This is a genomic window from Hydrocarboniphaga sp. FW305-C-57 (assembly GCF_058783045.1).
This window is the reverse complement of sequence record NZ_JBYSYG010000004.1, coordinates 389,724-410,520: the sequence shown is the minus strand read 5'-3', so window position 1 is coordinate 410,520 and position 20,797 is coordinate 389,724. Positions and strand designations below refer to the sequence as shown.

Annotated in this window: 20 protein-coding genes; 8 read left to right on the top strand and 12 right to left on the bottom strand. The window is 67.4% G+C overall.

Annotation, left to right across the window (positions count from 1 at the left end):
* Positions 1–69: 69 nt before the first annotated feature.
* Both hemB and AC3WUM_RS11280 read right to left on the bottom strand, forming a co-directional pair.
* Positions 70–1,065 carry a porphobilinogen synthase gene (hemB, locus tag AC3WUM_RS11285; protein ID WP_492410403.1) on the bottom strand — a complete coding sequence of 332 codons (996 nt, stop codon included), beginning with the start codon at positions 1,063–1,065 and terminating at the stop codon, positions 70–72.
* 255 nt (positions 1,066–1,320) lie between these two features.
* Positions 1,321–2,262, bottom strand: a complete 942-nt coding sequence (locus tag AC3WUM_RS11280) for an alpha/beta fold hydrolase (protein ID WP_492410402.1) — start codon at positions 2,260–2,262, stop codon at positions 1,321–1,323.
* Positions 2,263–2,442: 180 nt separating this feature from the next.
* Here AC3WUM_RS11280 and glpK point away from each other — a divergent pair, with 180 nt between their 5' ends.
* Positions 2,443–3,933, top strand: a complete 1,491-nt coding sequence (glpK, locus tag AC3WUM_RS11275; protein ID WP_492410401.1) for a glycerol kinase GlpK — start codon at positions 2,443–2,445, stop codon at positions 3,931–3,933.
* Here the strand turns inward: glpK and AC3WUM_RS11270 are convergent.
* The gene (locus tag AC3WUM_RS11270) at positions 3,930–4,364 is read right to left on the bottom strand and encodes an acyl-CoA thioesterase (RefSeq protein WP_492410400.1); all 435 of its coding nucleotides are present in this window, start codon (positions 4,362–4,364) and stop codon (positions 3,930–3,932) included. The two genes, glpK and AC3WUM_RS11270, sit on opposite strands and share 4 nt — an antisense overlap.
* Before the next feature lie 165 nt (positions 4,365–4,529).
* Between AC3WUM_RS11270 and AC3WUM_RS11265 the strand changes: the two genes are divergently transcribed.
* Positions 4,530–4,853 (top strand): hypothetical protein, encoded by a 324-nt coding sequence (locus tag AC3WUM_RS11265; RefSeq protein WP_492410399.1) that lies wholly within the window; start codon positions 4,530–4,532, stop codon positions 4,851–4,853.
* 25 nt (positions 4,854–4,878) lie between these two features.
* Positions 4,879–6,489, top strand: a complete 1,611-nt coding sequence (locus tag AC3WUM_RS11260; RefSeq protein WP_492410398.1) for an alkaline phosphatase family protein — start codon at positions 4,879–4,881, stop codon at positions 6,487–6,489.
* On the opposite strand, the gene AC3WUM_RS11255 is transcribed toward AC3WUM_RS11260, so the two are convergent.
* The gene (locus AC3WUM_RS11255) at positions 6,418–7,152 is read right to left on the bottom strand and encodes a CDP-alcohol phosphatidyltransferase family protein (protein ID WP_492410397.1); all 735 of its coding nucleotides are present in this window, start codon (positions 7,150–7,152) and stop codon (positions 6,418–6,420) included. The genes AC3WUM_RS11260 and AC3WUM_RS11255 overlap by 72 nt on opposite strands.
* 83 nt (positions 7,153–7,235) lie before the next feature.
* Here AC3WUM_RS11255 and AC3WUM_RS11250 point away from each other — a divergent pair, with 83 nt between their 5' ends.
* Positions 7,236–8,213, top strand: a complete 978-nt coding sequence (locus AC3WUM_RS11250) for a zinc-dependent alcohol dehydrogenase (RefSeq protein WP_492410396.1) — start codon at positions 7,236–7,238, stop codon at positions 8,211–8,213.
* A 4-nt stretch (positions 8,214–8,217) separates the two neighbouring features.
* On the opposite strand, the gene AC3WUM_RS11245 is transcribed toward AC3WUM_RS11250, so the two are convergent.
* Both AC3WUM_RS11245 and AC3WUM_RS11240 read right to left on the bottom strand, forming a co-directional pair.
* Positions 8,218–9,495: a type II toxin-antitoxin system HipA family toxin gene (locus tag AC3WUM_RS11245; RefSeq protein WP_492410434.1), complete on the bottom strand. Its 1,278-nt coding sequence runs from the start codon at positions 9,493–9,495 to the stop codon at positions 8,218–8,220.
* 42 nt (positions 9,496–9,537) lie between these two features.
* Entirely contained in the window at positions 9,538–9,804 is a 267-nt protein-coding gene (locus tag AC3WUM_RS11240) for a helix-turn-helix domain-containing protein (RefSeq protein WP_492410394.1), read from the bottom strand.
* Between the two features lie 169 nt (positions 9,805–9,973).
* Here AC3WUM_RS11240 and AC3WUM_RS11235 point away from each other — a divergent pair, with 169 nt between their 5' ends.
* From AC3WUM_RS11235 to AC3WUM_RS11225, 3 genes are read left to right on the top strand one after another with little or no spacing between them, the layout of a single operon-like run.
* Complete coding sequence (locus AC3WUM_RS11235) at positions 9,974–10,381, top strand: 6-pyruvoyl trahydropterin synthase family protein (RefSeq protein ID WP_492410393.1); 408 nt, start codon at positions 9,974–9,976, stop codon at positions 10,379–10,381.
* 10 nt (positions 10,382–10,391) lie between these two features.
* The gene (locus AC3WUM_RS11230) at positions 10,392–11,435 is read left to right on the top strand and encodes a glycosyltransferase family 4 protein (RefSeq protein ID WP_492410392.1); all 1,044 of its coding nucleotides are present in this window, start codon (positions 10,392–10,394) and stop codon (positions 11,433–11,435) included.
* A gap of 7 nt (positions 11,436–11,442) precedes the next feature.
* The gene (locus AC3WUM_RS11225) at positions 11,443–12,324 is read left to right on the top strand and encodes a lysylphosphatidylglycerol synthase transmembrane domain-containing protein (protein WP_492410391.1); all 882 of its coding nucleotides are present in this window, start codon (positions 11,443–11,445) and stop codon (positions 12,322–12,324) included.
* Positions 12,325–12,467: 143 nt separating this feature from the next.
* On the opposite strand, the gene AC3WUM_RS11220 is transcribed toward AC3WUM_RS11225, so the two are convergent.
* Positions 12,468–13,256 carry a RibD family protein gene (locus AC3WUM_RS11220; protein WP_492410390.1) on the bottom strand — a complete coding sequence of 263 codons (789 nt, stop codon included), beginning with the start codon at positions 13,254–13,256 and terminating at the stop codon, positions 12,468–12,470.
* Positions 13,257–13,510: 254 nt separating this feature from the next.
* Here AC3WUM_RS11220 and AC3WUM_RS11215 point away from each other — a divergent pair, with 254 nt between their 5' ends.
* A complete protein-coding gene (locus AC3WUM_RS11215) occupies positions 13,511–14,659 on the top strand; it encodes a hypothetical protein (RefSeq protein WP_492410389.1) in 1,149 nt (382 codons plus the stop codon).
* A gap of 45 nt (positions 14,660–14,704) precedes the next feature.
* Here AC3WUM_RS11215 and AC3WUM_RS11210 read toward each other — a convergent pair whose 3' ends face one another.
* The 5 genes from AC3WUM_RS11210 to AC3WUM_RS11190 form a co-directional block, all read right to left on the bottom strand.
* Positions 14,705–15,550, bottom strand: a complete 846-nt coding sequence (locus AC3WUM_RS11210; protein ID WP_492410388.1) for a sulfurtransferase — start codon at positions 15,548–15,550, stop codon at positions 14,705–14,707.
* Positions 15,547–16,155 (bottom strand): glutathione S-transferase family protein, encoded by a 609-nt coding sequence (locus AC3WUM_RS11205; protein WP_492410387.1) that lies wholly within the window; start codon positions 16,153–16,155, stop codon positions 15,547–15,549. Before AC3WUM_RS11205 ends, AC3WUM_RS11210 begins: the two co-directional genes overlap by 4 nt.
* Positions 16,152–17,153: an ABC transporter substrate-binding protein gene (locus AC3WUM_RS11200; RefSeq protein ID WP_492410386.1), complete on the bottom strand. Its 1,002-nt coding sequence runs from the start codon at positions 17,151–17,153 to the stop codon at positions 16,152–16,154. Before AC3WUM_RS11200 ends, AC3WUM_RS11205 begins: the two co-directional genes overlap by 4 nt.
* 20 nt (positions 17,154–17,173) lie before the next feature.
* Entirely contained in the window at positions 17,174–19,708 is a 2,535-nt protein-coding gene (locus AC3WUM_RS11195) for a TonB-dependent receptor plug domain-containing protein (RefSeq protein WP_492410385.1), read from the bottom strand.
* Positions 19,709–19,869: 161 nt separating this feature from the next.
* Positions 19,870–20,760, bottom strand: a complete 891-nt coding sequence (locus AC3WUM_RS11190) for a TauD/TfdA dioxygenase family protein (protein WP_492410384.1) — start codon at positions 20,758–20,760, stop codon at positions 19,870–19,872.
* Between the last annotated feature and the right edge of the window lie 37 nt (positions 20,761–20,797).

Genomic DNA, 20,797 nt, shown 5'->3' with positions numbered 1-20,797 from the left:
TCAGAAGAAACGTCGAGTGAGCGTTGTGAGCGACGGCAGGTCGCACGAGGACGGAGCGCAGCAGATCACTCACTCGGACAACCACTGCGCGGCCTGTTTCGCGTAATACGTCAGCACGATGTCCGCACCCGCGCGACGGAAGCACAGCAGCGCTTCGAGCAGCGCCTTCTTCTCGTCGAGCCAGCCCTTGTCGATCGCGGCGCGCAGCATCGCGTATTCGCCGCTGACCTGGTACGCGGCCACCGGCACTTCGAAGCGATCCTTCACGCGGCGGATGATGTCGAGATACGGCAGGCCCGGCTTGACCATGACGATGTCCGCGCCCTCGCCGATGTCGAGCTCGACTTCACGCAGCGCCTCGTCGGTGTTGGCCGGGTCCATCTGGTAGGTCTTCTTGTCGCCGCGACCGAGATTCGCCGCGCTACCGACCGCATCGCGGAACGGGCCGTAGAAGCTCGAGGCGTACTTGGCCGCGTACGAGAGAATCACCGTGTTGTGCTGGCTGTCGCGCTCGAGCACTTCGCGAATCTGGCCGACGCGGCCGTCCATCATGTCGGATGGCGAAACGATGTCGGCACCGGCGCGCGCATACAGCAGCGCCTGCTTGCGCAGCACTTCGAGCGTTAGGTCGTTGGTGACGTAGCCGCTCGCATCGATCAGCCCATCGTGGCCGTGGCTCGTGTACGGATCAAGCGCGATGTCGACCATCACGCCGAGCTCGGGACACGCGGCCTTGACCGCCTTGATCGTGCGCACGACCAGGCCGTCCGGGTTGAGCGCCTGCTCGCCGTCCTCGGTCTTGAGTTCCGGCGCCAGCACCGGGAACAGGGCCACGCAGCCGATGCCGAGCGCAACCAGTTCCCTGCACTCTTCGACGATCTCCGGAATGTCGCGACGAACCACGCCGGGCATCGACGTCACCGCGCCCTTTTGCGCGCCTTCGGCGACGAACAGCGGCTGGATCAGCTGCGAGGCATGCAGCGAGGTCTCGCGGACCATCGAGCGGATGAACTCGGCGCGGCGCAGGCGGCGCGGACGGATGCGGGGAAAAGCGGACTGGCTCAAGACGGACTTCCTGTTGGGAGGACAGCGAAGGGGACGCGAAAGGGCCGTGATTATAAGAGCCTCGGCCAGCAGCCGTGTCCGAACCGGGCTTGCGGGCCGCGGCTGGCCGAGGTCGATGGCGTGGAATGTCGCGGCGGAATTGCCCGCCGACGGTGCAGGCCCGCCGGCAACGCGAGATCGTCGATCGCGGCCGCGACGGCTGCGGCGCGGAGCTGCTACGCCGCCGACCAGATCGACCTGGGCGCTCGCGAGCGCCTAGGTCGCAGGCGTTGGCGCCGGCGTTTTCGCTTTCACCCAATCGACCACGTCGCGAATCGCCGCTTCGCGACAGTGGTCGTTGAGCGGCTCGTGCCGCGCGCCCGGATAAGTCTTCACGCTGACATCGGAGAGGCCGGCCTTGCGATAGCGCTCGGCGAGCAGCTTCGGGCCCTTGGCGCCGTTGCTGACCGGGTCGTCCTCGCCCGCCGTCAGCAGCAGCGGCAGGCGCGAAGGCACGCGCGCGGCGCGGCGATCATCGAGCCGGCCGATGGCTTCGAGCAGCTCGATCCAGGTGCCCGTCGAGCAGCGGAAACCGCAATGCGGATCGGCGATGTAGCGATCGACTTCGGCCGCGTCGGTCGACAGCCAGTCGAAAGCCGTGCGCGTCGGCCTGAAGCGCCGGTTGTAGCTCCGGAAAGTCAGCAGCTCGGCGATCGCGCTCGGCTCGTCGGGCCCGGCGCGCATCGCCTCGAGCTTGAGAATCAGCACGCCGATCGCGCGCATCGGCCCGGTGTCGGCGGTGCTCGCGGAGATCACCGCGCCGGCCAGGTCGTGCGCGTGCCGGCTCAGGTAATCCTGCAGCAGGAACGAGCCCATGCTGTGTCCGTAGAGAAACAGCGGCACGCCCGGATGCCAGTCGCCGAGTTCGCGCTGCAGGCAGCGGATCGATTGCAGCGCGAGCCTCCAGCCGTAACCACCCGGGAACTGGCCGAGCTCGTCGCGCGCACGCGCCGTGCGGCCGTGCGCCGGCAGGTCCTGCGCGTAGACCGCGTAGCCCGCTTCGACGAGCGCACGCGCGAGCGCCTCGTAGCGGCCGCCGTGCTCGGCCATGCCATGCACGATCTGCACGGCGCCGCGCACGGGCTCGTCTGGAATCCAGCCGCGCGTGAAGGCCACCGCGCTCTTGCTCACGGGCAATTGAAGTTCGATCGATCTCATTCGAGCCTGATCCGATCCGGCTTATCCAGCGTTCAGTCCGCTGGCCGCAGGATTCTGTAGGGTAGACACTGCTCCTCGCAGGGCCGAGTGTTCCATGCCCGCCGGCCCGCGTCGAGGCAGCGCGGCGAGCCGGCGCGGGCAGAGCCCATAACGAACAAGACGCCGCAGGCCGGAGGATTCATGCCGCAGAGCAGCCAGCACGCCCATTTGCTCGCCATCGACCAGGGCACCACGAGTTCGCGCGCGATCGTGTTCGATCGCTCGGGCGCCAAGGTGTCGAGCGCGAGCCGCGAATTGCCGCAATCGTTCCCGAAGCCCGGCTGGGTCGAGCACGATGCGCTGCGCATCTGGGACGACACCGTCGCCTGCGTGCGCGAAGCCATCGAGCAGAGCGGCATAGCGGCCGGGAAAATCGCCGCACTCGGCATCACCAACCAGCGCGAGACCACGCTGATCTGGGACCGCAGCAGCGGCAAGCCGATCGCACCGGCGATCGTCTGGCAGGACCGTCGCACCGCCGAGTTCTGCCGCAAGCACGCGGACCGCAGCGACTGGCTCAACGAGAAGACCGGGCTCATCGTCGACCCATATTTCTCGGCGACCAAGATCGCCTGGCTGCTCGACAACGTGAGCGGGGCGCGCGAGGCCGCGCAGCGCGGCGAGCTCGCCTTCGGCACGATCGACTGCTGGCTGCTGTGGAACCTGCTCGGCGGCAAGCGCCACGTCACCGACGCGACCAACGCCTCGCGCACGGCGCTGTTCGACATCCGCAAGCAGCAGTGGGACGACGAACTGCTCGAGTTCTTCCGCGTGCCGAAAAGCCTGCTGCCCGAGGTGCTCGACAGCGCCGACGACTACGGCAGCACGGTGCCCGAACTGTTCGGCGCGGCGATTCCGATTCGCGGCATCGCGGGCGATCAGCAGGCCGCCACGGTCGGCCAGGCCTGCTTCGAACCCGGCATGATCAAGAGCACCTACGGCACCGGCTGCTTCATGGTGCTCAACACCGGACGCGAATTCACGCGCTCGTCGAACCGCCTGCTGTCGACCGTCGCGTATCGCCTGAACGGCGAAACCACCTACGCGCTCGAAGGCGCGATCTTCGTCGCCGGCGCGGCCGTGCAGTGGCTGCGCGATGCGATGCGCCTGGTCAAGGTGGCCGGCGAGACTGAAGCGCTCGCGCGTTCGATCGAAGACACCGACGGCGTCTACCTGGTGCCCGCGTTCACGGGGCTCGGCGCGCCGTACTGGGATCCCGAAGCGCGCGGCGCGATCTTCGGGCTCACGCGCGATTCAGGCATCGCCCACATCGTGCGCGCCGCGCTCGAATCGACCTGCTACCAGACGCGCGACCTCATGCTCGCGATGGCCGGCGACGCCTGCGCGCCGAAGGAGCTGCGCGTCGACGGCGGCATGGTCGTCAACGACTGGCTCACGCAGTTCCTCGCCGACATCCTGCAGATCGACGTGGTGCGTCCGCAGACCGTCGAAACCACCGCGCTCGGCGCGGCGTTTCTCGCCGGACTCGGGGCGGGCGTCTATCGCTCGCTCGACGAAATCGCCGCGCTGTGGACATCCGAAGCGCACTTCAAACCCAAGCGCTCGGCCGATTCGATCGAGAAGCTCTACGCGGGCTGGCTCGATGCGGTGCAGCGCGTGCGCAGCGCTTAAGCGCCCAGCGCGTCCGCCCTGCTGCGAAACTCCGGCGGCACCCGTGCGACCTTGCGCTGCTGCAGGTCGATGAAGACGATGCCGTGCTTGCCGCGTCCGATTTCGCGGCCGTCGGATTTGCGCGTCATGCGATAGAGCAGATCGAAGCCGTACTTGTTGTAGTCGTCCGCGATCATCTCGACGCTCAGCACGTCGCCCTGAAACGCTTCCGAGCGATAGAGCCAGAGCACGTCGGCGATCGTCGTCGCCAGGCCTTCGACCGCGTCCTCGTCGTAGCCGAGCGCCGCGAAGTAGCGGCTGCGTGCCTCGGCGACGAGGCTCAGCATCAGCGCATTGTCGACATGGCGTGCGATGTTGATATGCCCGACGTAGACGGTGACATCGGTTGCGAAGGCGAAACGCTCGGGCAACTCCAGCATGAGGCGGGGCACTGCAATCTCCTGATCCGACGAGGGTGCGCCTGGGGCGCCGCACTATACCGGCCCGGCGATCGCCGCGAGGCGCATGCCGGCGCGACAGCATTCCGTAAAGCTGCGCCCGGCGCGGGCTTGCTGCACCATAGCGCCGCCGTTCACCCTCTCAAGCCCGCGTTTGTCATGAAGCTCTCGAAAGCCGAATTCAAAGCCACCTCCCGCCCGCCGATGCGCCGTCTCGACATGGACGCGGAGCCGCCGATCGATTTCTGGCCGTATTTCGAGAGCATCGCGCCCGAGGATTTCGAGGGCCGCGATTGCGGCGACGAGGTGACGATCACCTACGTCTGGGAGCATCCGGACGGGCTGTACCAGCACGTGCTCGTCAACACCGACGATCCGAGCGTGTTCATGGCGCTGGTGCTCGACATCCAGGCGAAGGCGGTGCTCGGCCATCATCTGCTCGACCTGCATCGCGAGGCGCGCGAGCACAAGCCCGAAGCCTGATTTTCCGGCGACGCGACTCGAAGCGATGCCGCTCCGCGGCCTGCTGCTGTTGCTGCTGCCGAGCGCCGCTTTCTGGTGGCTGCCCGGCCTGACCGATCGTCCGTGGATCGCGCTCGAACCGCTGTTGCTCGGCGGCATGCTGGCGAGCCTGCCGACGCGCCTCGCCCGCCTGCTGGCCTGGCCGCTCGCCGCGCTCGGTACGCTGCTGCTGATCTGCGCGCTGGCCGATGCGGGCGTGCGCGCCGCGCTGTCGAGGCCGTTCAATCTCGTGATGGACTGGCGTCTGCTCGCGCCCGCGCATGGGCTGCTCACGCGCAACCTCGGCACCTGGGCGCTGGCGATCGAGCTCGGAATCGCGCTCGCGCTGATCGGTTTCGTCGTCGCGATCGCCATGCTGCTGCGAAACCCGGCTTCGCTAGCGCCGCAGCACAGGCGCCTCGCGGCCGCAGGCTCGGCCGCCTTGCTGCTGATCGCCGCGCTCGGCTATCCGCGCACGGCTCCGCTCGCCGCCGCGGCCGTGACGCAAACCCAGCGCGCGCTCGCCACGCTGCACGAACTGCGGACTTTCGCCCGTACGCTCGACATCGATCCGCTCGCCGACATCGCCGACGCCGATCTGTTTTCCGATCTGGCCGGCGTCGACGTGATCGTCGCCTTCGTCGAATCCTACGGCGCCGATGCGCTCGACGATCCGCGCTACGCCGCGCTGATCCGCGGCGAACTCGGCGACTGGTCCGCGCGCTTCGCCGAAGCCGGCTTGTCCAGCGCGAGCGCACGCTTCGTCTCGCCCGTGCAGGGCGGCCAGTCCTGGCTCGCGCAAACCACGCTGCTGAGTGGCCAGTGGATCGACAGCCCGCTGCGCTACAGCCTCATCACCAGTCGCGATGCGCCCGGCATGCTGCCGCGCGACTTCGCACGCGCGGGGCACACGAGCATCGCCGTGCGGCCCGCGAACACGATCGACTGGCCCGAGTCCGGCGCCTTCGGCTATAGCCGCATCGTCGATGCGGCCGCGAGCGGTTACCGCGGCCCGGCGCTGAACTGGATCACGATGCCCGACCAGTACACCTGGGATCACCTGCGGCGCACGCAGCGCGGCACCGCGCAGGCCCCGCACTACATCGACGTCGCGCTGATCAGCAGCCATGCGCCATGGACGCCGGTGCTGCCGGTGATCACCGACTGGGATCGCATCGGCGACGGCAGCCTGTTCGCCGAATGGGCCGATGCGGACGAGCCGCCCGAGCTGCTCTGGCGCGACACCGATCGCGTGCGCGAGCACTACGCACGCGCGCTGCGCTACTCGCTCGCGGTGATCGGCGCCTACGCGCAACGATACGTCGACGAACGCACGCTGCTGATCGTGCTCGGCGATCACCCGGCCGCGCCGCTCGTCACCGGCGGCCAGCGGCACGCGGTGCCGATGCACGTGATCAGCGGCAACGCGGCGCTCGTGCAGCGCTTCGTCGATGGCGGTTTCAGCGCCGGCAATCTGCCGCCCGAGCTCGAGCAGGCGCCGCAGCTGTCGGACTTCCGGAGCTGGTTCGCCGACAGCTTCAGCCGCTCACGAGAGCGTCGGCGCCTGCTGCCGGCCGAGCAGCCAGACCACGTCGCGGCCGAACGAGATCGTCAGTAGCGCGAGGGCGATCGCCAGCAGCGCGGAAGCCAGCGCGAGCGGCGTCCACGGCAGCAGCGCAATCACCAGCGCGGCGATCTGCAGCACGCAGACGAACTTGGCGAAGAAGCTCGGCGGCACCTTGCCGCGCAGCCTCGGCGACAGGTGCGCGGCCACGAGCATGGCGTAGCGCATGAAGCCGATCGCGAGCACCCACACGCCGGCGCGCGCGCCGATCCAGCACGCGAAGCTCAGCACGAGGATGAAGAAGGCGTCGAGCTCCATGTCGAAGCTCGCGCCGAACGCGGTATCGCTGCGCGTGCGCCGGGCGACCGCGCCATCGAGTCCATCGAGCGCGAGTGCCGCGAGCGCGAGCAGGCAGCAGAGCAGCGCATGCACGGGCAGCCACTGCGGCGCGGCGACGCTGCCGGCCACCAGCGAAACGAGCGTGGCGCGCAGCAAGGTCACTCGATTGGCGTGTCCGAGCCCGCGTATCGTCTGCGGCGGATTCCAGTGCAGCCACAGCAACAGCGACACCAGCGCGAGCACCGCGAACGCCGCGAGCACCGAACGCAGCGGCCAATCCGTCCAGTGCTGGAGGGCCAAAGCCATCGCCGCGAGCAGCAGCAGACCGGCGAACAGCTCCATGGCGACGCGCAAGCGCTGCGTATCCGGTGTGTTCATGCTGCCTGCCTGCATGCGCGGCAACGCGCTGCGGGATTGCGTAGGCTAAGGTTTCTCATCGATCCGACCGGATGTTTTGCTTCATGTCGACTCGCAGCGAACGCGCATTCTGGCTGGCCGCACCGGGCCGCGGCGAAATCCGCGAGGAAAGCCTGCTGCCCGCGAGCCGCGACGAAGTGCGCGTGCGCACGCGCTACAGCGGCATCAGCCGCGGCAGCGAAAGCCTGGTGTTCAAGGGCCAGGTGCCGCCGAGCCAGTATGCCCTGATGCGCGCGCCGCATCAGTCCGGCGAGTTTCCGGGGCCCGTCAAATACGGCTACATGAACGTCGGCATCGTCGAGCAGGGGCCGAGTGATCTGCTCGGCCGCAGCGTGTTCTGCCTGTATCCGCATCAGACCGCTTACGTGGTGCCCGCGAGCGCGGTGGTGCCGCTGCCCGATGGCGTTCCGGAGTCTCGCGCGGTGCTCGCGGCCAACGTCGAAACCGCCGTCAACACGCTGTGGGACGCGGGCCCGCGCGTCGGCGATCGCATCGCCGTGATCGGCGCCGGCGTGACCGGAACCGCCGTCGCCCTGCTCGCCTCGCAGCTGCCCGGAACGCGCGTCGAGCTGATCGACATCGATGCGCGCCGCGCCGCGCTAGCGGCAAGGCTGGGCCTGCATTTCCGGCTGCCCGGCGAGGCCAGCGCCGAAGCCGATCTGGTCTTTCACGCGAGCGCATCGGAAGCCGGGCTCGAGCTCGCCTTGCGACTCGCCGGGCTCGAGGCCGAGATCATCGAAATGTCCTGGTTCGGCGACCGGCGTATCGCACTGCCGCTCGGCGAAGCCTTCCACTCGCGGCGGCTGTCGATCCGCGCGAGCCAGGTCGGCCAGGTGGCGCCGGCCCGCCGTGCGCGCTGGCCGCACCGGCGCCGGCTCGCGCTCGCGCTCGATCTGCTGCGCGACGATCGCTTCGATGCGCTGATCGACGGCGAATGCCGCTTCGACGAGCTGCCGCAGACGCTCGCGCAGCTCGCGGACCAGCCCGATGGAGCGCTGTGCCGGCGCGTGCGTTACGACTGATCGCTCAGGCGGCGAGCTTGTCGCGCGAATGCCGGAGCCCCGTCAGGATTGGATCGGCTACGGCAGCGGGAAAGTCGTGCGGAACGAGGCTGGACGCCATGGCGAGCACGGCGTCTGTCTCCTCGATCAATTCATCGCGCAGCGCGGGATAGGCAGCCGCCATTCCGCAACGCCGCGCGGTTTCTTGCCAATGCCCGGGTTGTATCGACTGCCACGCGTAGTGACGGCTCTTGCCGAGCACAGCCATCGCCATCCTGGCGCGGTTCGGCGAGAGCTGACCGCTGCCGTTGCCGAGCACCGGAAACACTGACAGCACGTCGTACAGCGGCGTCAATCGATAGCGTCCACCCGCCTCGATCCGGACGCTGAAATTCTTCGCGTGACCATCGGTCGCACACAGCATCCAGAACAGCATTTGCGCCTTCAGGAAATCGTGGCGATCCCGCTCCGGCTGCGATGAACCGAGCAACAGGTCCATGATGCGTTCGATCCCGGGGCCGCCGTCGGACTCGTACTTGCGGTCGCTCGGAACCCCGAACGCCTGGCAGCAGTCCTCCTGCGGCAAACGCAGGATCCAGCTTCCGTCCGCTGCGAGCTTGCGATCGAAACGCGTCACGACGAGCGCTCTCTGGTCTCCGAAGCGCGCCATCCGGCATTCGGCCACCGGCAAGTCGTAAAGCTTCAGCAGCTGGGCACAGAGCCACTCGTTCTCGACCGACGTCGTCAGATCGATTCCGCCGCCGCCCGTACCGATCGGCAGCTTCAGGATGTGCGTGCTCGGCGTCGCGCCGTGCGGCCGTCGCCAGCTTCCGCCGAGATCGAGCAGCGCCGTCTTCTCCTGCGCGCCGGCGAGCGAGATGCGAAAGTCGTCGCCCTGGTCGGCACGTCCGATCGGCGTCGTCAGCATGCCTTTGAGCAGCGCCTCGATCTGCAGCTCACTGATCGGCTCGCTCTCGATGGCCCGTACCTTCGGCGGCGGCGCGTCTATCGGCAGGATCTGGATCGCGCCGACGCAGTCGCGGCCGATCTCGGCCAACAGATCGAAGCTCGCCGAAGACCGTGCGCCGAAACGCTGCTGCAGGCGCTCGCGTACACGCCGGTTGTCCGGCAGCAGATTGTCGAAGTAAGCCGCAACGTTCATCCCTCGATGCGGCGTGGGCCGCAGCGGCATCGATAACGATATGGGGCGGGCGGCTTCGGAAGTCAGCCACTCGCTCGCATACGCGAATTCATCCGGCTTGCCGGGGCGGACGCTCCAGCGTCCGACGAGTTCGCCATTCATCCAGATCGCGAGCGAGCGCTGCGCCGAAGGCCGCGCCATCGGCTACCACTCCAGCGGCTTCGCAGGCGGCTTCGCAGTCGGCGTCGCGCCGCCCTTGCGATCCCGCAGCACGAGTTCGAGCTGCAACGCCGACAGCAACTTGTAGAGCGTTTCGACGCTGGTTCGCGAGGCGTCGGATTCGATGACCGAAATCGTGCCCTGCTTGAGCCCGACCTTGGCCCCGGCCGCCTGCTGGCTGAGCTTTTGCTCGGCACGACAACTCTTCAGAATCTGCCCGAGTTGCTCGGGTGTTCTCGCAACGTAGTCCATGCCGATCTCCGCGAGGGAATGAACACGATATATCCCTCAAAGGGGATAATGTCAATTAATGCCCTATAGAGGATATTTCGTTCATATACCCTATAGGGGATACTGATAAGCTCTTCCTCTTCGGGGGATCATGGTCGGCGTCCGCCGGCCCAACTCCAGGAGTTCCGCGATGTACAGCGTCACCGTTCGCGACCACGTGATGATCGCCCACAGTTTTCGCGGCGAAGTGTTTGGTCCCGCGCAAAAGCTGCATGGGGCCACCTACGTGATCGACGTGGTCTTCAAGCGGCCCGAGCTCGACGCCGACGGCCTGGTGGTCGACATCGGGCTCGCGAGCCGCGCGGTGTCGGCCGTGCTGCGCGCGATCGACTATCGCAATCTCGACGACGAGCCGCAGTTCAAGGGCATCAACACCACCACCGAATATCTCGCCAGGTACGTGTTCGATCGCGTGGTCGATGCGATTCGCGCCGGCGAGATCGGCGAGACCGCACGCGGGCTCGCGCAGCTCGGCGTGACGCTCAACGAATCACACGTCGCTGCCGCAGGCTACGAGGCCGCCTTGCGCGACCTGTAGAGACGCGCCGATGCGCAAGCTGCAGCTGCTCGTGCCGGGGCCGATCGATCGGCCCAGCGGAGGCTCGCGTTACGACCGGCGTATCGCCCGCGAGCTGCGCGCGCTCGGCTGGGACGTCGCGGTCACCGAGCTCGACGGCACGTTCCCGCAAGCCGACGCGCTCGCACGCACGAGCCTGACCCATGCGCTCGCGGCCTGCGCCGATGCGGCGCTCGTGCTGATCGACGGGCTGGCGGGTTGCGCGCTGCCCGAGATCGTCGCCGCGCAGGCGCAGCGACTGCGGCTCGTCATGCTCGTGCATCTACCGCTGGCCGATGCGGTCGATCTGAGCGCGGCCCAGCGCGAGCTGTACTTCGAGCGCGAACGGCGCGCGCTGTCCGCGGTTCGTGGTGTCGTCGTCACGAGTCGCTACAGCGCGACACGCCTTTCGGACTACGGCGTCGATGCGGCCCACATCGCCATCGTCACGCCGGGCGTCGACGCTGCGCCGCGCGCGCACGGCAGTGGAGGCGCGACGCCGACGCTGCTTTGCGTCGCCGCGGTGAGCGCGCAAAAAGGCCACGACCTGCTGATCGAAGCGCTAGCTCGCCTGCGCGATCTGCCGTGGCGCCTGCGCTGCGTCGGCCCCGTCGATGCCGACGTGCCGTTCACGATGCGCTTGTGGACGCGCATCGCCAGACTCGGCCTGAAAGAGCGCATCAGCTTCACGGGCGCGCTCGATACGCAGTCCGTCGATGCCGAATACGCGGGCGCCGACGTCTTCGTGCTGGCTTCGCGGCTCGAAACCTACGGCATGGTGCTGACCGAAGCGGCGGTGCGTGGCCTGGCGATCGTCAGCGCGCGCAGCGGCGGCATCGAATACACCTTGCCGCCGGGCGCGGCGCTGCTCGTCGAGCCCGGCCAGATCGAACCGCTCGCGAGCGCGTTGCGACGGCTGCTCAGCGACGCCACGACGCGTGCAGCGCTCGCCGAAGCCGCCGCACGAGCGCCGCTGGGCGATTGGACCGAAACCGGCCGGCAGCTCGCGACCGCGCTCGCCCGCTTCGCCGCGTGAGCCGGCGATGAAAGCGGTGCTGCGCCTGCTCGCGAGCCTCGCCGCGCTCGCGCTCGTCTTCGCCTTCGTCGACATCGGCCAGGTGCTCGCCGCATTGCGCACGCTGCCGGTCTCGCTGATCGCACTCGCGGTGCCGCTCACCGCGGTGCAGATCGCGCTCGCGGCCTGGCGCTGGCGCATCACCGCGTCGAAGCTCGGCCTGCGGCTGCCGTACGCGCTGGCCTTCACCGAATGCTATGCGGCGAGCGCGATCAACCAGCTGCTGCCAGGCGGCGTGCTCGGCGACGTCGCGCGCGCCTGGCGCCACGCGAATCGGGTCGACACGCGGGGTGCCGCGATTCGCGCCGTGCTGTTCGAGCGCAGCATGGGCCAGTTCGCACTGCTGCTCGCCACCGCCTTCGCCTGGATGCTGCAGCCGCACGGGGTCTCGTCGCGGCTTGCGCTCGGAGCAGGCGCGCTTGCCGTTTGCGTCGCGGTGCTCGCCGTGGCACTGCGTCGCTACGCACAGCGCTGGCCGTGGCTGCGAGAGACCGCGCACGATCTGCGCCGCGCCTGGTGGCCTGCGCGCGTGCTCACGCTGCAGCTGGCGATCTCCTGGCTGCTGCTCGCGAGCATCGTGCTGCTGTTCCTGCTCGCGGCGCGTGCGGCGGGCGCACAGGCGCCCGCGATCGTGCTCGTTCCGCTGCTGCTCAACGCCCTGCTCGCGATGGCCTTGCCGTTCGGCTTCGCCGGCTGGGGGCTGCGCGAAGGCGCGGCGGCCTTGTCGTGGTCGATCGTGGGGCTCGACGCCGCACAAGGCGTCGCTGCTTCGATCGGTTACGGCGTGCTCACGCTGATCGGCAGCCTGCCGGGTCTACTGGCGCTGCGCCTGCGTGCGGCGATTCGCTGAGACCGTCGATCGCGATTCCGCTTCGGCGCCTGCACGCGTCGCTCTGCAATTGCAGCGTCGTGAGCGTCGGCGCGGTGTCGCAGCTTCCATCGAAATCGACTAAGGCAACGGGACAGAAACTCGGTAGCCGAAGAGGCCGCCGCTCAAGCCTTGCGCAGCTGGATGTCGAACAGCACATCCTCTTCGAAATCGAAGCGCCGCACGCTCGGGCGCAGGGCCTGCGCCATGCGCTGCACGGGCGGCAGCTGCAAGCCGCGGCGGCCTTCGCCGAGGATCAGCGGAGCGACCGTCACGAACAGCCGGTCGAGCGCCTCGGCCGCGAGGAATCGCGAGACCGTCACGCCTCCGCCCTCGACGAGCACACGGCGCGCGCCACGCGCATGCAGGCGCCGCAGCAAGGCCTGCGGAGCGAAATCGCTTTCGTCGAGCCGCTCGTGATCGACGCCCGGCGCGCTGCGGTTCGCAACCTGCCAGCCGGTCAGCAGCAGCGTCGGCGCGGCGGCGTCGCGAAAGACTTTGCGCTCGGCCGGCACGCGGCCGCGCGGATCGAGGATCACGCGCAGCGGATGGCGGCCGCAGACATGGCGAACGGTCAGCTGCGGATCGTCCGCGATCACCGTTTCGGCACCGACGATCACCGCATCGCAGAGCGCGCGCACGCGATGCAGGTGCGTGCGGTCGTATTGACCGGTGACGTAGTTGGAATCGCCGCTGTCGGTGGCGATGTAGCCGTCGAGGCTCTGGCCGAGCTGGGCGACCGTGTACGGCCTGCGCAGCATCGGCCGATACAGCTCGAGCAGCTGCGCGGCCTGCGCGTCGGCCGGCTCCGGCCACACCGCGTCGAGTTCGGGCTCAGGCACCGCGAAGCGCCGGCACAGCAGATCCCACATCGGCTCGGCGGTCAGCGGCGTGGCGGCGAAAGAATCCGGCATCGAAAACGCAATCCTTGCGGATGGGAACAGTGAGCGGAAGGTGGACCATCCCGCACGGGGCGTGCCGGGCAGCGATCGACCGGGCGCGATGATAACGCCGTGAGCGAGCGAGCCGGCTGAACGGGATCGCACCTCCCGCGGTGCTGGTTTTTCACCAGCGCCGCCGCTCCGATCCGCACAGACCGGTCTGCATGTCTACGCAATGACATCGCCGAGTCGTTAGCATCGGCGCCGAACCCGACGCGGAGCGCTGCATGAGCGACCCGACCGATATGACTGCCGAAGTGATCGTGGAAGCCGGCGCCATCGTAGCCTTGCGCCTGTTCGACATCGCCTACGCCATCGATCTCGCGGCGGCCGAGGCGGCCTGGGCCGCGCGCACGCAGAGCGGCACGCGGCGTTCGCGTCTCAACGCCTCGCCGGCCAAGGCCATCGCCTTCGACGTACCACCGGTGATGCTGGCGCTCGATCCGCTGCCGCTGCAACTCGCGGGCGGCAGCGTCACCGCGCAGGTATCGGCGCGCGTCTACGATTTCGGTGTCGTGGCGTTCGCGTTGCGCATCGAAGCCGACGAGCTGCGCTGGAGCACGTTCGCCGATCGGCTCGAAGCCGTGCAGGCGGCGGTCGGGCCCGCATCGACGACGCTGATCTGGAGCGATCTGCTCGACCGCGTTCGCCGCACGCTCGCGCCTGCGCTGATCAAGCCGAGCGAGGCGACGCTGCAGGATTCGATACAGGAAGACTACCTGCTCGGCATCGTGCATCGCCTCGCCGAGCCGCTGAGCGCCGAAGCCCTGCAGGAGCGCGTCGATCTGGTGCCGCTGCTGTCGGGCGAGCGCCGCGCGCTATCCGAAGGCGCGCGCCGCGATCTGCTGCGTAAGCGCTTCTCGTATTACGAAGACGATCTCGTGGTGCTGACCTGGGACCGCGCCTTCATCTACGAACCGAGCGGCGATTCCGACGTCGCCGATGTCATCGAAGTGGCGAACGCGCAGCTACTCGAGCTGCGCTACTACGACGAACTGTTGGACGCCGAATTGCCGCGCATGAACGATCTGGTCGACCAGACGCGCAACAGTCTCGGCATCGTCGCGCCGCGACGCTTCGCCAGGCTCGCGCGCAGGCTGTACACGCTCGTCGCCGAAGTCACCGAGCTGACCGAGAAAGTCGACAACGCGCTGCAGGTCACCGAGGACGTTTACCTCGCCCGCATCTACAGCGCGGCGCTCGAACTGTTCCGCGTACCGAGCGTGAGCGCCGCAGTCGATCGCAAGCTCTCGATCATCCGCGACACCTACACCGCGCTCTACGACGAATCATCGGGTGCGCGCGGAGCGCTGATGGAATCCGCGATCGTGATGCTGATCGTCATCGAGGTGGTGCTGGCGCTGGTGCGGCATTGAGCAAGGCTGGAAAACTTTGATCAAGCATTGTGATTGAGCAGCAGCTCAATCAGAGTTTTCCGTCGCGATCGGACGCTTCGGATCGCGTATCCACTCGCTCCACGAGCCCGCGTACAAGCGCCCGCCCGGCAAGCCTGCGACTTCCAGCGCCAGCAGGTTGTGGCAGGCCGTGATGCCCGAACCGCACATCGAGACGAGCGTCTGCGGCGCCTGCCCGGCCAGCGTGCGCAGCCAGCGCTCGCGCAGCGCTTCGGGCGGCAGAAAGCGGCCATCGGCTTGCAGGTTGTCGGTCAGCGGATGATTGAGCGCACCGGGCACGTGGCCGGCGACCGGATCGATCGGCTCCTGCTGGCCGAGAAAACGTTCGGGGCTGCGCGCATCGACGAGCGTGATCGTGCGCGTCACGAGCGCCTGTTCGAGCTGTTCGGTGCTGAGCCAGTCACGAAAATCACGCGCCGGCAGCACGCTGATGCTGCGCTCGCGCACGGCCGTGGTCAGCGGCAGACCCGCGGATTTCCAGGCTGCGAGACCGCCATCGAGCACTTGCACGGCCGTCACGCCAATCGCGCGCAGCAACCACCAGAGCCGCGCCGCGAACGCGCCATTGCCCTGGTCGTAGGCGACGACCCGGGTGTTCTCGTCGAGCCCCCAGCGCTGCAGCGTCGCGGCGAACGCAGCGGCGCCCGGCAGCGGATGACGGCCCGTCTGCGAAGTGACCGGCGACGACAGCTCGTCGTTCAGATGCGCGTAGATCGCGCCGTCGATATGGCCCTGCGCGTACTCGCTCGAACCCCAATCGGGTTTGGCGAGATCGAAACGGCAATCGACGAGGAGCAGCTTCGGATCGTCGAGCTGCGCGGAAAGCTCGGTCGCAGTGATCAATGGGCTCATACGGGCGGCACCGTATCACGCACCGACGGGCGCTGCGAGATCGTCGCGAACCAGGCCGCGAGCTGCGCGAATTCGCTGCGCCAGTCGAGGCTGTTCGACAGCCGCAGGTCGAGATACCCGAGCGCGCTCGCGACGCTGATTTCGGCCACCGTGATCCGGCCGCTCGTGCGCAGCTGTGCGGCTTCGGCTTCGAGGAACGCGAGCGTGCGACGCACGGCGCCGAGCTGGCGCTCGAACCAGTGCTTCGAGATCAATTGCGGTTCGCGACGCTGTTCGAGATTGGCGCTGACCGCCGCATCGATCACGCCGTCGGCGAGCTGCTGGCGCTTGCGATTGGCCCAGTCGTTCGCCCCGTCGGCTTCGAGCGCGTCGCCGAGCGTGCGCAGGTAATCGAGGATCAGGCGGCTGTCGGGCAACACGAAACCATCGCGCGTGACCAACGACGGAATCTTCGACAGCGGATTCACCGCCCAGTATTCCTCGCCCGCTTCGAACGGATTGAGCGCGATCAGCTGCAGCTCGTCCTGCAATCCGAGCTCGAAGGCGGCGATGCGAACCTTGCGTGCGAACGGCGAAGTCGGGCTGTAGTAAAGCGTCAAGCTCATGGCGAGTGTCCCTCGGTGGTGGTGTCGTTTGCAGTTGCGGCGGGATAGACCGATGCGTCGAAATAGGCGCGCACATCGGTCGGCTGGCTCCACAGCGAGCGCTCGACGAGCTGGTCCGCCACGCGCTGCTCGGTGGTGATGGTGGTTTCGGAGATCGGCCCGACCGTGGCCGAACCGCGCGCGACGAGCAGCTTGGCGAGCGGCAGTTCGATGCCGGTGTCCTTGACGAGAAACGCCGCATATTCGTCCGGATGCTGCTGTACCCATTCACCGGCCTGCGTGAGCCGCTTGAGCACGTCCTGGATCGCCGCGCGCTTGGCCGGATCGGCGAGCGAGGCTTCGTTCGCCGCGATCAGGCCGAGGCCCGAGTTGATGCCCTGGCCGTTGCGCAGCACGCGGCCGCCGGCCTGCTCGGCGAGGATCAGGAACGGATCGTTGCTGACGAGCACTTCGATATCGCCCGAGCGGAACGCGGTCAGCGCATCGTTGAACGGCGCGTAGCTGATGCTGACGTCGTTCTGCGTCAGCCCCGCTTCCTTGAGCGCGCCGTACAGCAGGTTGTCGCCGCTACCGCCGCGCGCCGTCGAGACGACGATCTTCCTGCCCTTGAGTTCGCCGATGCTCTTGACCGGCGAGTTCCCCTGCACGACCACGCCCACGCTCTTCTGCAGGAACGAGCCCGAGATTTCAGCGACGATCCTGAGCTTGAGCCCGCTCTGCGCGGCGTTGAGCACGGTGATGTCGTTCGATGAAGCGAGATCGAGCGCGCCAGAACGAAACGCCTCGAATTCGGTCGACGGCGTCGCGAAGGTGGCGAACTTGAAGTCGTAGGGCGCGTCCTTGAGAGTGCCCGCCGCTTCGGCGATCGGCCGCGTGTTTCTCTGCTCGCCGAACACGATCGAGGTCCTGCCCGCCGACGGTCCGGCATCGCCGGATTTTCCGCAGGCCGAGAGCAGCAGCGCAGGCAACAGCAGCGCGAGAGTGCGTATAGCGTTCATGCGCGATCCTCCAGACGGATTCACTCCAGATACCAGACGGCGCGAGCGTAATAGAAGCCGCCCGTCGCACCGAACGGGCTGTTGGTGGCGTAGCGCTGCGAGCCGATCACGTCGGAGATCGTGCTGCGGTCCGGATAGGTGTCGAACAGATTGTTCGCGCCGACCGCGACCGTGAACGAGGACGTGACGGCGTAGGCGACGTCGAGATCGGCGAGCCACTTGGCACTGTAGTGCTGATCGCTCGCCGGGTTGTCGGTGAGCTGCGACACCGCACCGTAGCGCGTGCCACGCAGGTTCACGTCGAAATCGGCGATCTGCCAGTCGAGCCCGACCAGGGTCTTGGTTCTCGGCAGCGCCACGGTCAGATAGCTCTGCGCGACGCGATCGAACAAGGTCAGGCCGAGATCGGCGAGCTGCTCCGGCGTGTCCTTGATGCTTTCGATCGTGGTCTTGTTGTAGTTGAAGCCGAGGTTGTAGCGCAGCGTGCCCCAGCCCGACTCTGCGAAACGCTGCACGTAGCTCGCCACCACGTCGACGCCACGCGTCTTGGTGTCGATCGCATTGGTGTTGTACGACACCGCCTGGTTCGGATCGAGCCCGTTGTCGCTCAGGATCTGCGAGATGCCGGCTCCGCGCAGCGTGGTCGTGCGCGCGATGCGGTCGTCGAGCAGGATCTGGTACGCGTCGATGTCGATGCTCAAATCCTTGAGCGGCTGCAGGCTCAGGCCGATGCTCGTGTTAAGCGATTTCTCGGGCTTGAGGTCCGTCGCACCGAGCGCCTGGCCGAGCGCCGAATCCGGGCGCGCGTTGCGCGAAGTCGTCACGCCGGCGATCTGGCCGTTGACGATGAACGGGCCCTGCGAGCCGCTCGCGAACCCCGTCTGCGACAGCGACGGCGCACGAAAGCCATTGCTCACGGTGCCGCGCAGCGCGATGCCCGGGGCGAAGTCGTAGCGCGAGGTGAGCTTGCCGCTCCAGGTGTCGCCGGCGCTGTCGTTGTAGTTCTCGTAACGGCCCGCGAGGGCGGCGTACCACTTCGACGTCAGGTTCAAGCCGAGATCGACGTAGCCGGCGACGTTCTGACGATCGAGATCAGCCGCGTCTTCGGGCAGCACGAGCACCGCGGCCTGCGCACCGATCGCCGCGGGCTGGCCTTCGAGCGGACCATCGGGGAACACGTAGCCGCCGTTCGCGTAGGCCAGCGGATCACGCACGATGGTCTGGAAACTCTCGTAGCGATGCTCGAAGCCGAACGAAACCTGCAGCGGCGAAGACCAGCCGATGTCGAAGCCGCGCGTGAAATCGAGATTCGTCGTCAGCTGATCGAAGATCGGCGTGAAAGTGGCAAAGTTGCTCGGCGAATCCGGCCCCAGCGAGGCGTTCACCGAGTTCTTCTCGTAGAGATCGACGCGGTTGCGGCCGTAGGTGGTGCTCAGATCCCAGTTCCACTCGCGCGCCTGGCCTTTGACGCCGGTCGCGAGCTGGTAGTCGAGTTCGTTGAGATAGGTGGTCGGCGTCAGCACGACGTCGGTCAGCAACTCCGGAATCACGTTGGTCGTGGTCGCGCGGCGATAGCTCTGGCCGAGTTCGCCGTCACGGCGCCCGAACGAGCCGAAGGCATACGGGGTGATGCCGTTGTCGAGCGGCAGCGCGGCGTTGAACATCAGGTTGAAGGACTTGATCTTCGGCGTGCCGCCGCGGAACTTGCGCTTGTCCACTTCGGCTTCGCGCGGATCGGGCGAGCCGTCTTCGAGCGGATAGTAGAAGGCCTCGGTCGCCGGATTCACGCGCAGCGTCCAGTTCTGCCTGCGCGCATCGGCCGCCAGATTGAAGTAGCCGGTTTCGCCGAACCTGAAACCGTAGTTGCCGGTGGCGAGCACGGTTTCGCCGTCCTGGCGGTCCTGGAACTTGTAGCGCTGACCGAGCGTGGTGCTCACCGAGCCGCCGCTGCTGTCGTTCCTGAGGATCACGTTGATGACGCCCGCGATCGCATCCGAGCCGTACTGCGCGGCCGCGCCGTCGCGCAGGATTTCGATGTGATCGATCGCCGATACCGGAATGAAATCGAGATCGACCGGGTTGGCGTTGATCGCCTGGCTGTCGGCCGCCATCGTCGGCAGCGCACTGTTGTGACGGCGCTTGCCGTTGACGAGCACGAGCACATGCGCACCCGAGAGCCCGCGCAGCCCCGCGGGCTTGGACACCGTGCCCCAGGTCGCGTTGCCGCGCGTGTTGGCGACGAAGGACGGCGCGAGCTGCTCGAGCGCGTCCTTGAGCGCGCCGCTGCTGCCGCCGAGCTTTTCGAGCTGCTCGCCGCCGATCACGTCGATCGGCACCGGGCTGTCGGCAACCGTGCGCGCATTGCCGCGGGTGCCGGTGACGACGATGGTTTCGATGTTGGCGACGTCATCGGCCGCGGCGACCTGCAACGGAGCGGCGTCCTGCTGTGCGTATGCGCCGGGCATCCAGGCGCCGAACGTGGTGGCGATGGCGAGCGAGATCGCCGACGGGCGCCAGGGCGTGGAAGGCGTGAGCGTGAAGTGTGAGCGCGACATGTGAATCCTTGGGTTTGAAGCGTCGCGTCTCGATGTCGGGTGGCGAACGCAGGCAAAGCGGGGTCGGGCCGCGGGTTTGCGGCTTTTACGAAGTGGATGAGACCGATTTTTGTCATTCCCGCGAAGGCGGGAATGACAACTAAAGACAAACGAGCTGCGGCTTACGCCGGCAGCACGAAGCGCTTGCTCGGATCGCGCGACGGCACGTCGTTGCTGCCGACGACGACGCGCTCGACGCGGCGCGGGAAGTCGCCATAGTCGTGAATCGCGGTGTGCAAGGTGGAGCGGTTGTCCCAGATCGCGAGCGTGCCCTTCTTCCACTTCAGGCGCAGGTGGTATTCGGGACGCAGCACTTCTTCGTAGATTTCGCTGAGCAGGGCTTCGCTGTCCGCACGATCCCAGCCGACGATCCACGGGTGCATGATGAAATCGATGTAGAGCAGGTCTTCGCCGGTTTCGGAGTGATTGATTACGGCCGGATGCGCGACGATCGGATGCGAGATGCCCGACAGCGCGAGCTCCTTGTATTCGTGCGTCACGTAGAGGCCTTCGAGCTTGGCCTTCAGGCGATCCGGCAGGCCGCGATAGATCGCGCCGGCGTCGGCCCAGATGGTGTCGCCGCCGATTTCCGGCACTTCGACGCCGCGCAGGAACGAGGCGAAGGCCACCGGATATGTCCAGCTGCCGTCCGAATGCCAGGTGCGGCGCTTCGGAATGTGACCGTATTCGGCGGTCGGCGGCACGATGGTGTGCATGCCCTGCGGCAGGTCTTCCTTGCGCTGCGTTTCCTTGAGCTTCTGCAGCGGATGGATCACCGGCGGACCGAACTGCGTCGCGAACGCGAGCTGCTGTTCACGCGTGATGTGCTGATCGCGCAGGAAGATGACCTTGTGCTGGATGATCAGCGCACGCACTTCGTCGCGCAGTTCGGGCGTCAGCGGCTCGCGCAGGTCGAGGCCTTCGACTTCGGCGCCGAAAGTCGGCTGCAGGCGGGTGACCTTGAGCTGGCCTTCGTGGGGAACATGGGCTTGCAGGGAAAAGGCATACGACATGGAAGGCTCCTATGAATGCAGGGTTTTTCGATGCGGC

Coding starts and splice junctions, on each gene's coding strand:
- AC3WUM_RS11280 (WP_492410402.1), bottom strand. CDS start 2,262: ATGAGATCGATCGAACTTCAATTGCCCGTGAGCAAGAGCGCGGTGGCC.
- glpK (WP_492410401.1), top strand. CDS start 2,443: ATGCCGCAGAGCAGCCAGCACGCCCATTTGCTCGCCATCGACCAGGGC.
- AC3WUM_RS11265 (WP_492410399.1), top strand. CDS start 4,530: ATGAAGCTCTCGAAAGCCGAATTCAAAGCCACCTCCCGCCCGCCGATG.
- AC3WUM_RS11260 (WP_492410398.1), top strand. CDS start 4,879: ATGCCGCTCCGCGGCCTGCTGCTGTTGCTGCTGCCGAGCGCCGCTTTC.
- AC3WUM_RS11255 (WP_492410397.1), bottom strand. CDS start 7,152: ATGAACACACCGGATACGCAGCGCTTGCGCGTCGCCATGGAGCTGTTC.
- AC3WUM_RS11250 (WP_492410396.1), top strand. CDS start 7,236: ATGTCGACTCGCAGCGAACGCGCATTCTGGCTGGCCGCACCGGGCCGC.
- AC3WUM_RS11245 (WP_492410434.1), bottom strand. CDS start 9,495: ATGAATGGCGAACTCGTCGGACGCTGGAGCGTCCGCCCCGGCAAGCCG.
- AC3WUM_RS11240 (WP_492410394.1), bottom strand. CDS start 9,804: ATGGACTACGTTGCGAGAACACCCGAGCAACTCGGGCAGATTCTGAAG.
- AC3WUM_RS11235 (WP_492410393.1), top strand. CDS start 9,974: ATGTACAGCGTCACCGTTCGCGACCACGTGATGATCGCCCACAGTTTT.
- AC3WUM_RS11230 (WP_492410392.1), top strand. CDS start 10,392: ATGCGCAAGCTGCAGCTGCTCGTGCCGGGGCCGATCGATCGGCCCAGC.
- AC3WUM_RS11225 (WP_492410391.1), top strand. CDS start 11,443: ATGAAAGCGGTGCTGCGCCTGCTCGCGAGCCTCGCCGCGCTCGCGCTC.
- AC3WUM_RS11220 (WP_492410390.1), bottom strand. CDS start 13,256: ATGCCGGATTCTTTCGCCGCCACGCCGCTGACCGCCGAGCCGATGTGG.
- AC3WUM_RS11215 (WP_492410389.1), top strand. CDS start 13,511: ATGAGCGACCCGACCGATATGACTGCCGAAGTGATCGTGGAAGCCGGC.
- AC3WUM_RS11210 (WP_492410388.1), bottom strand. CDS start 15,550: ATGAGCCCATTGATCACTGCGACCGAGCTTTCCGCGCAGCTCGACGAT.
- AC3WUM_RS11205 (WP_492410387.1), bottom strand. CDS start 16,155: ATGAGCTTGACGCTTTACTACAGCCCGACTTCGCCGTTCGCACGCAAG.
- AC3WUM_RS11200 (WP_492410386.1), bottom strand. CDS start 17,153: ATGAACGCTATACGCACTCTCGCGCTGCTGTTGCCTGCGCTGCTGCTC.
- AC3WUM_RS11195 (WP_492410385.1), bottom strand. CDS start 19,708: ATGTCGCGCTCACACTTCACGCTCACGCCTTCCACGCCCTGGCGCCCG.
- AC3WUM_RS11190 (WP_492410384.1), bottom strand. CDS start 20,760: ATGTCGTATGCCTTTTCCCTGCAAGCCCATGTTCCCCACGAAGGCCAG.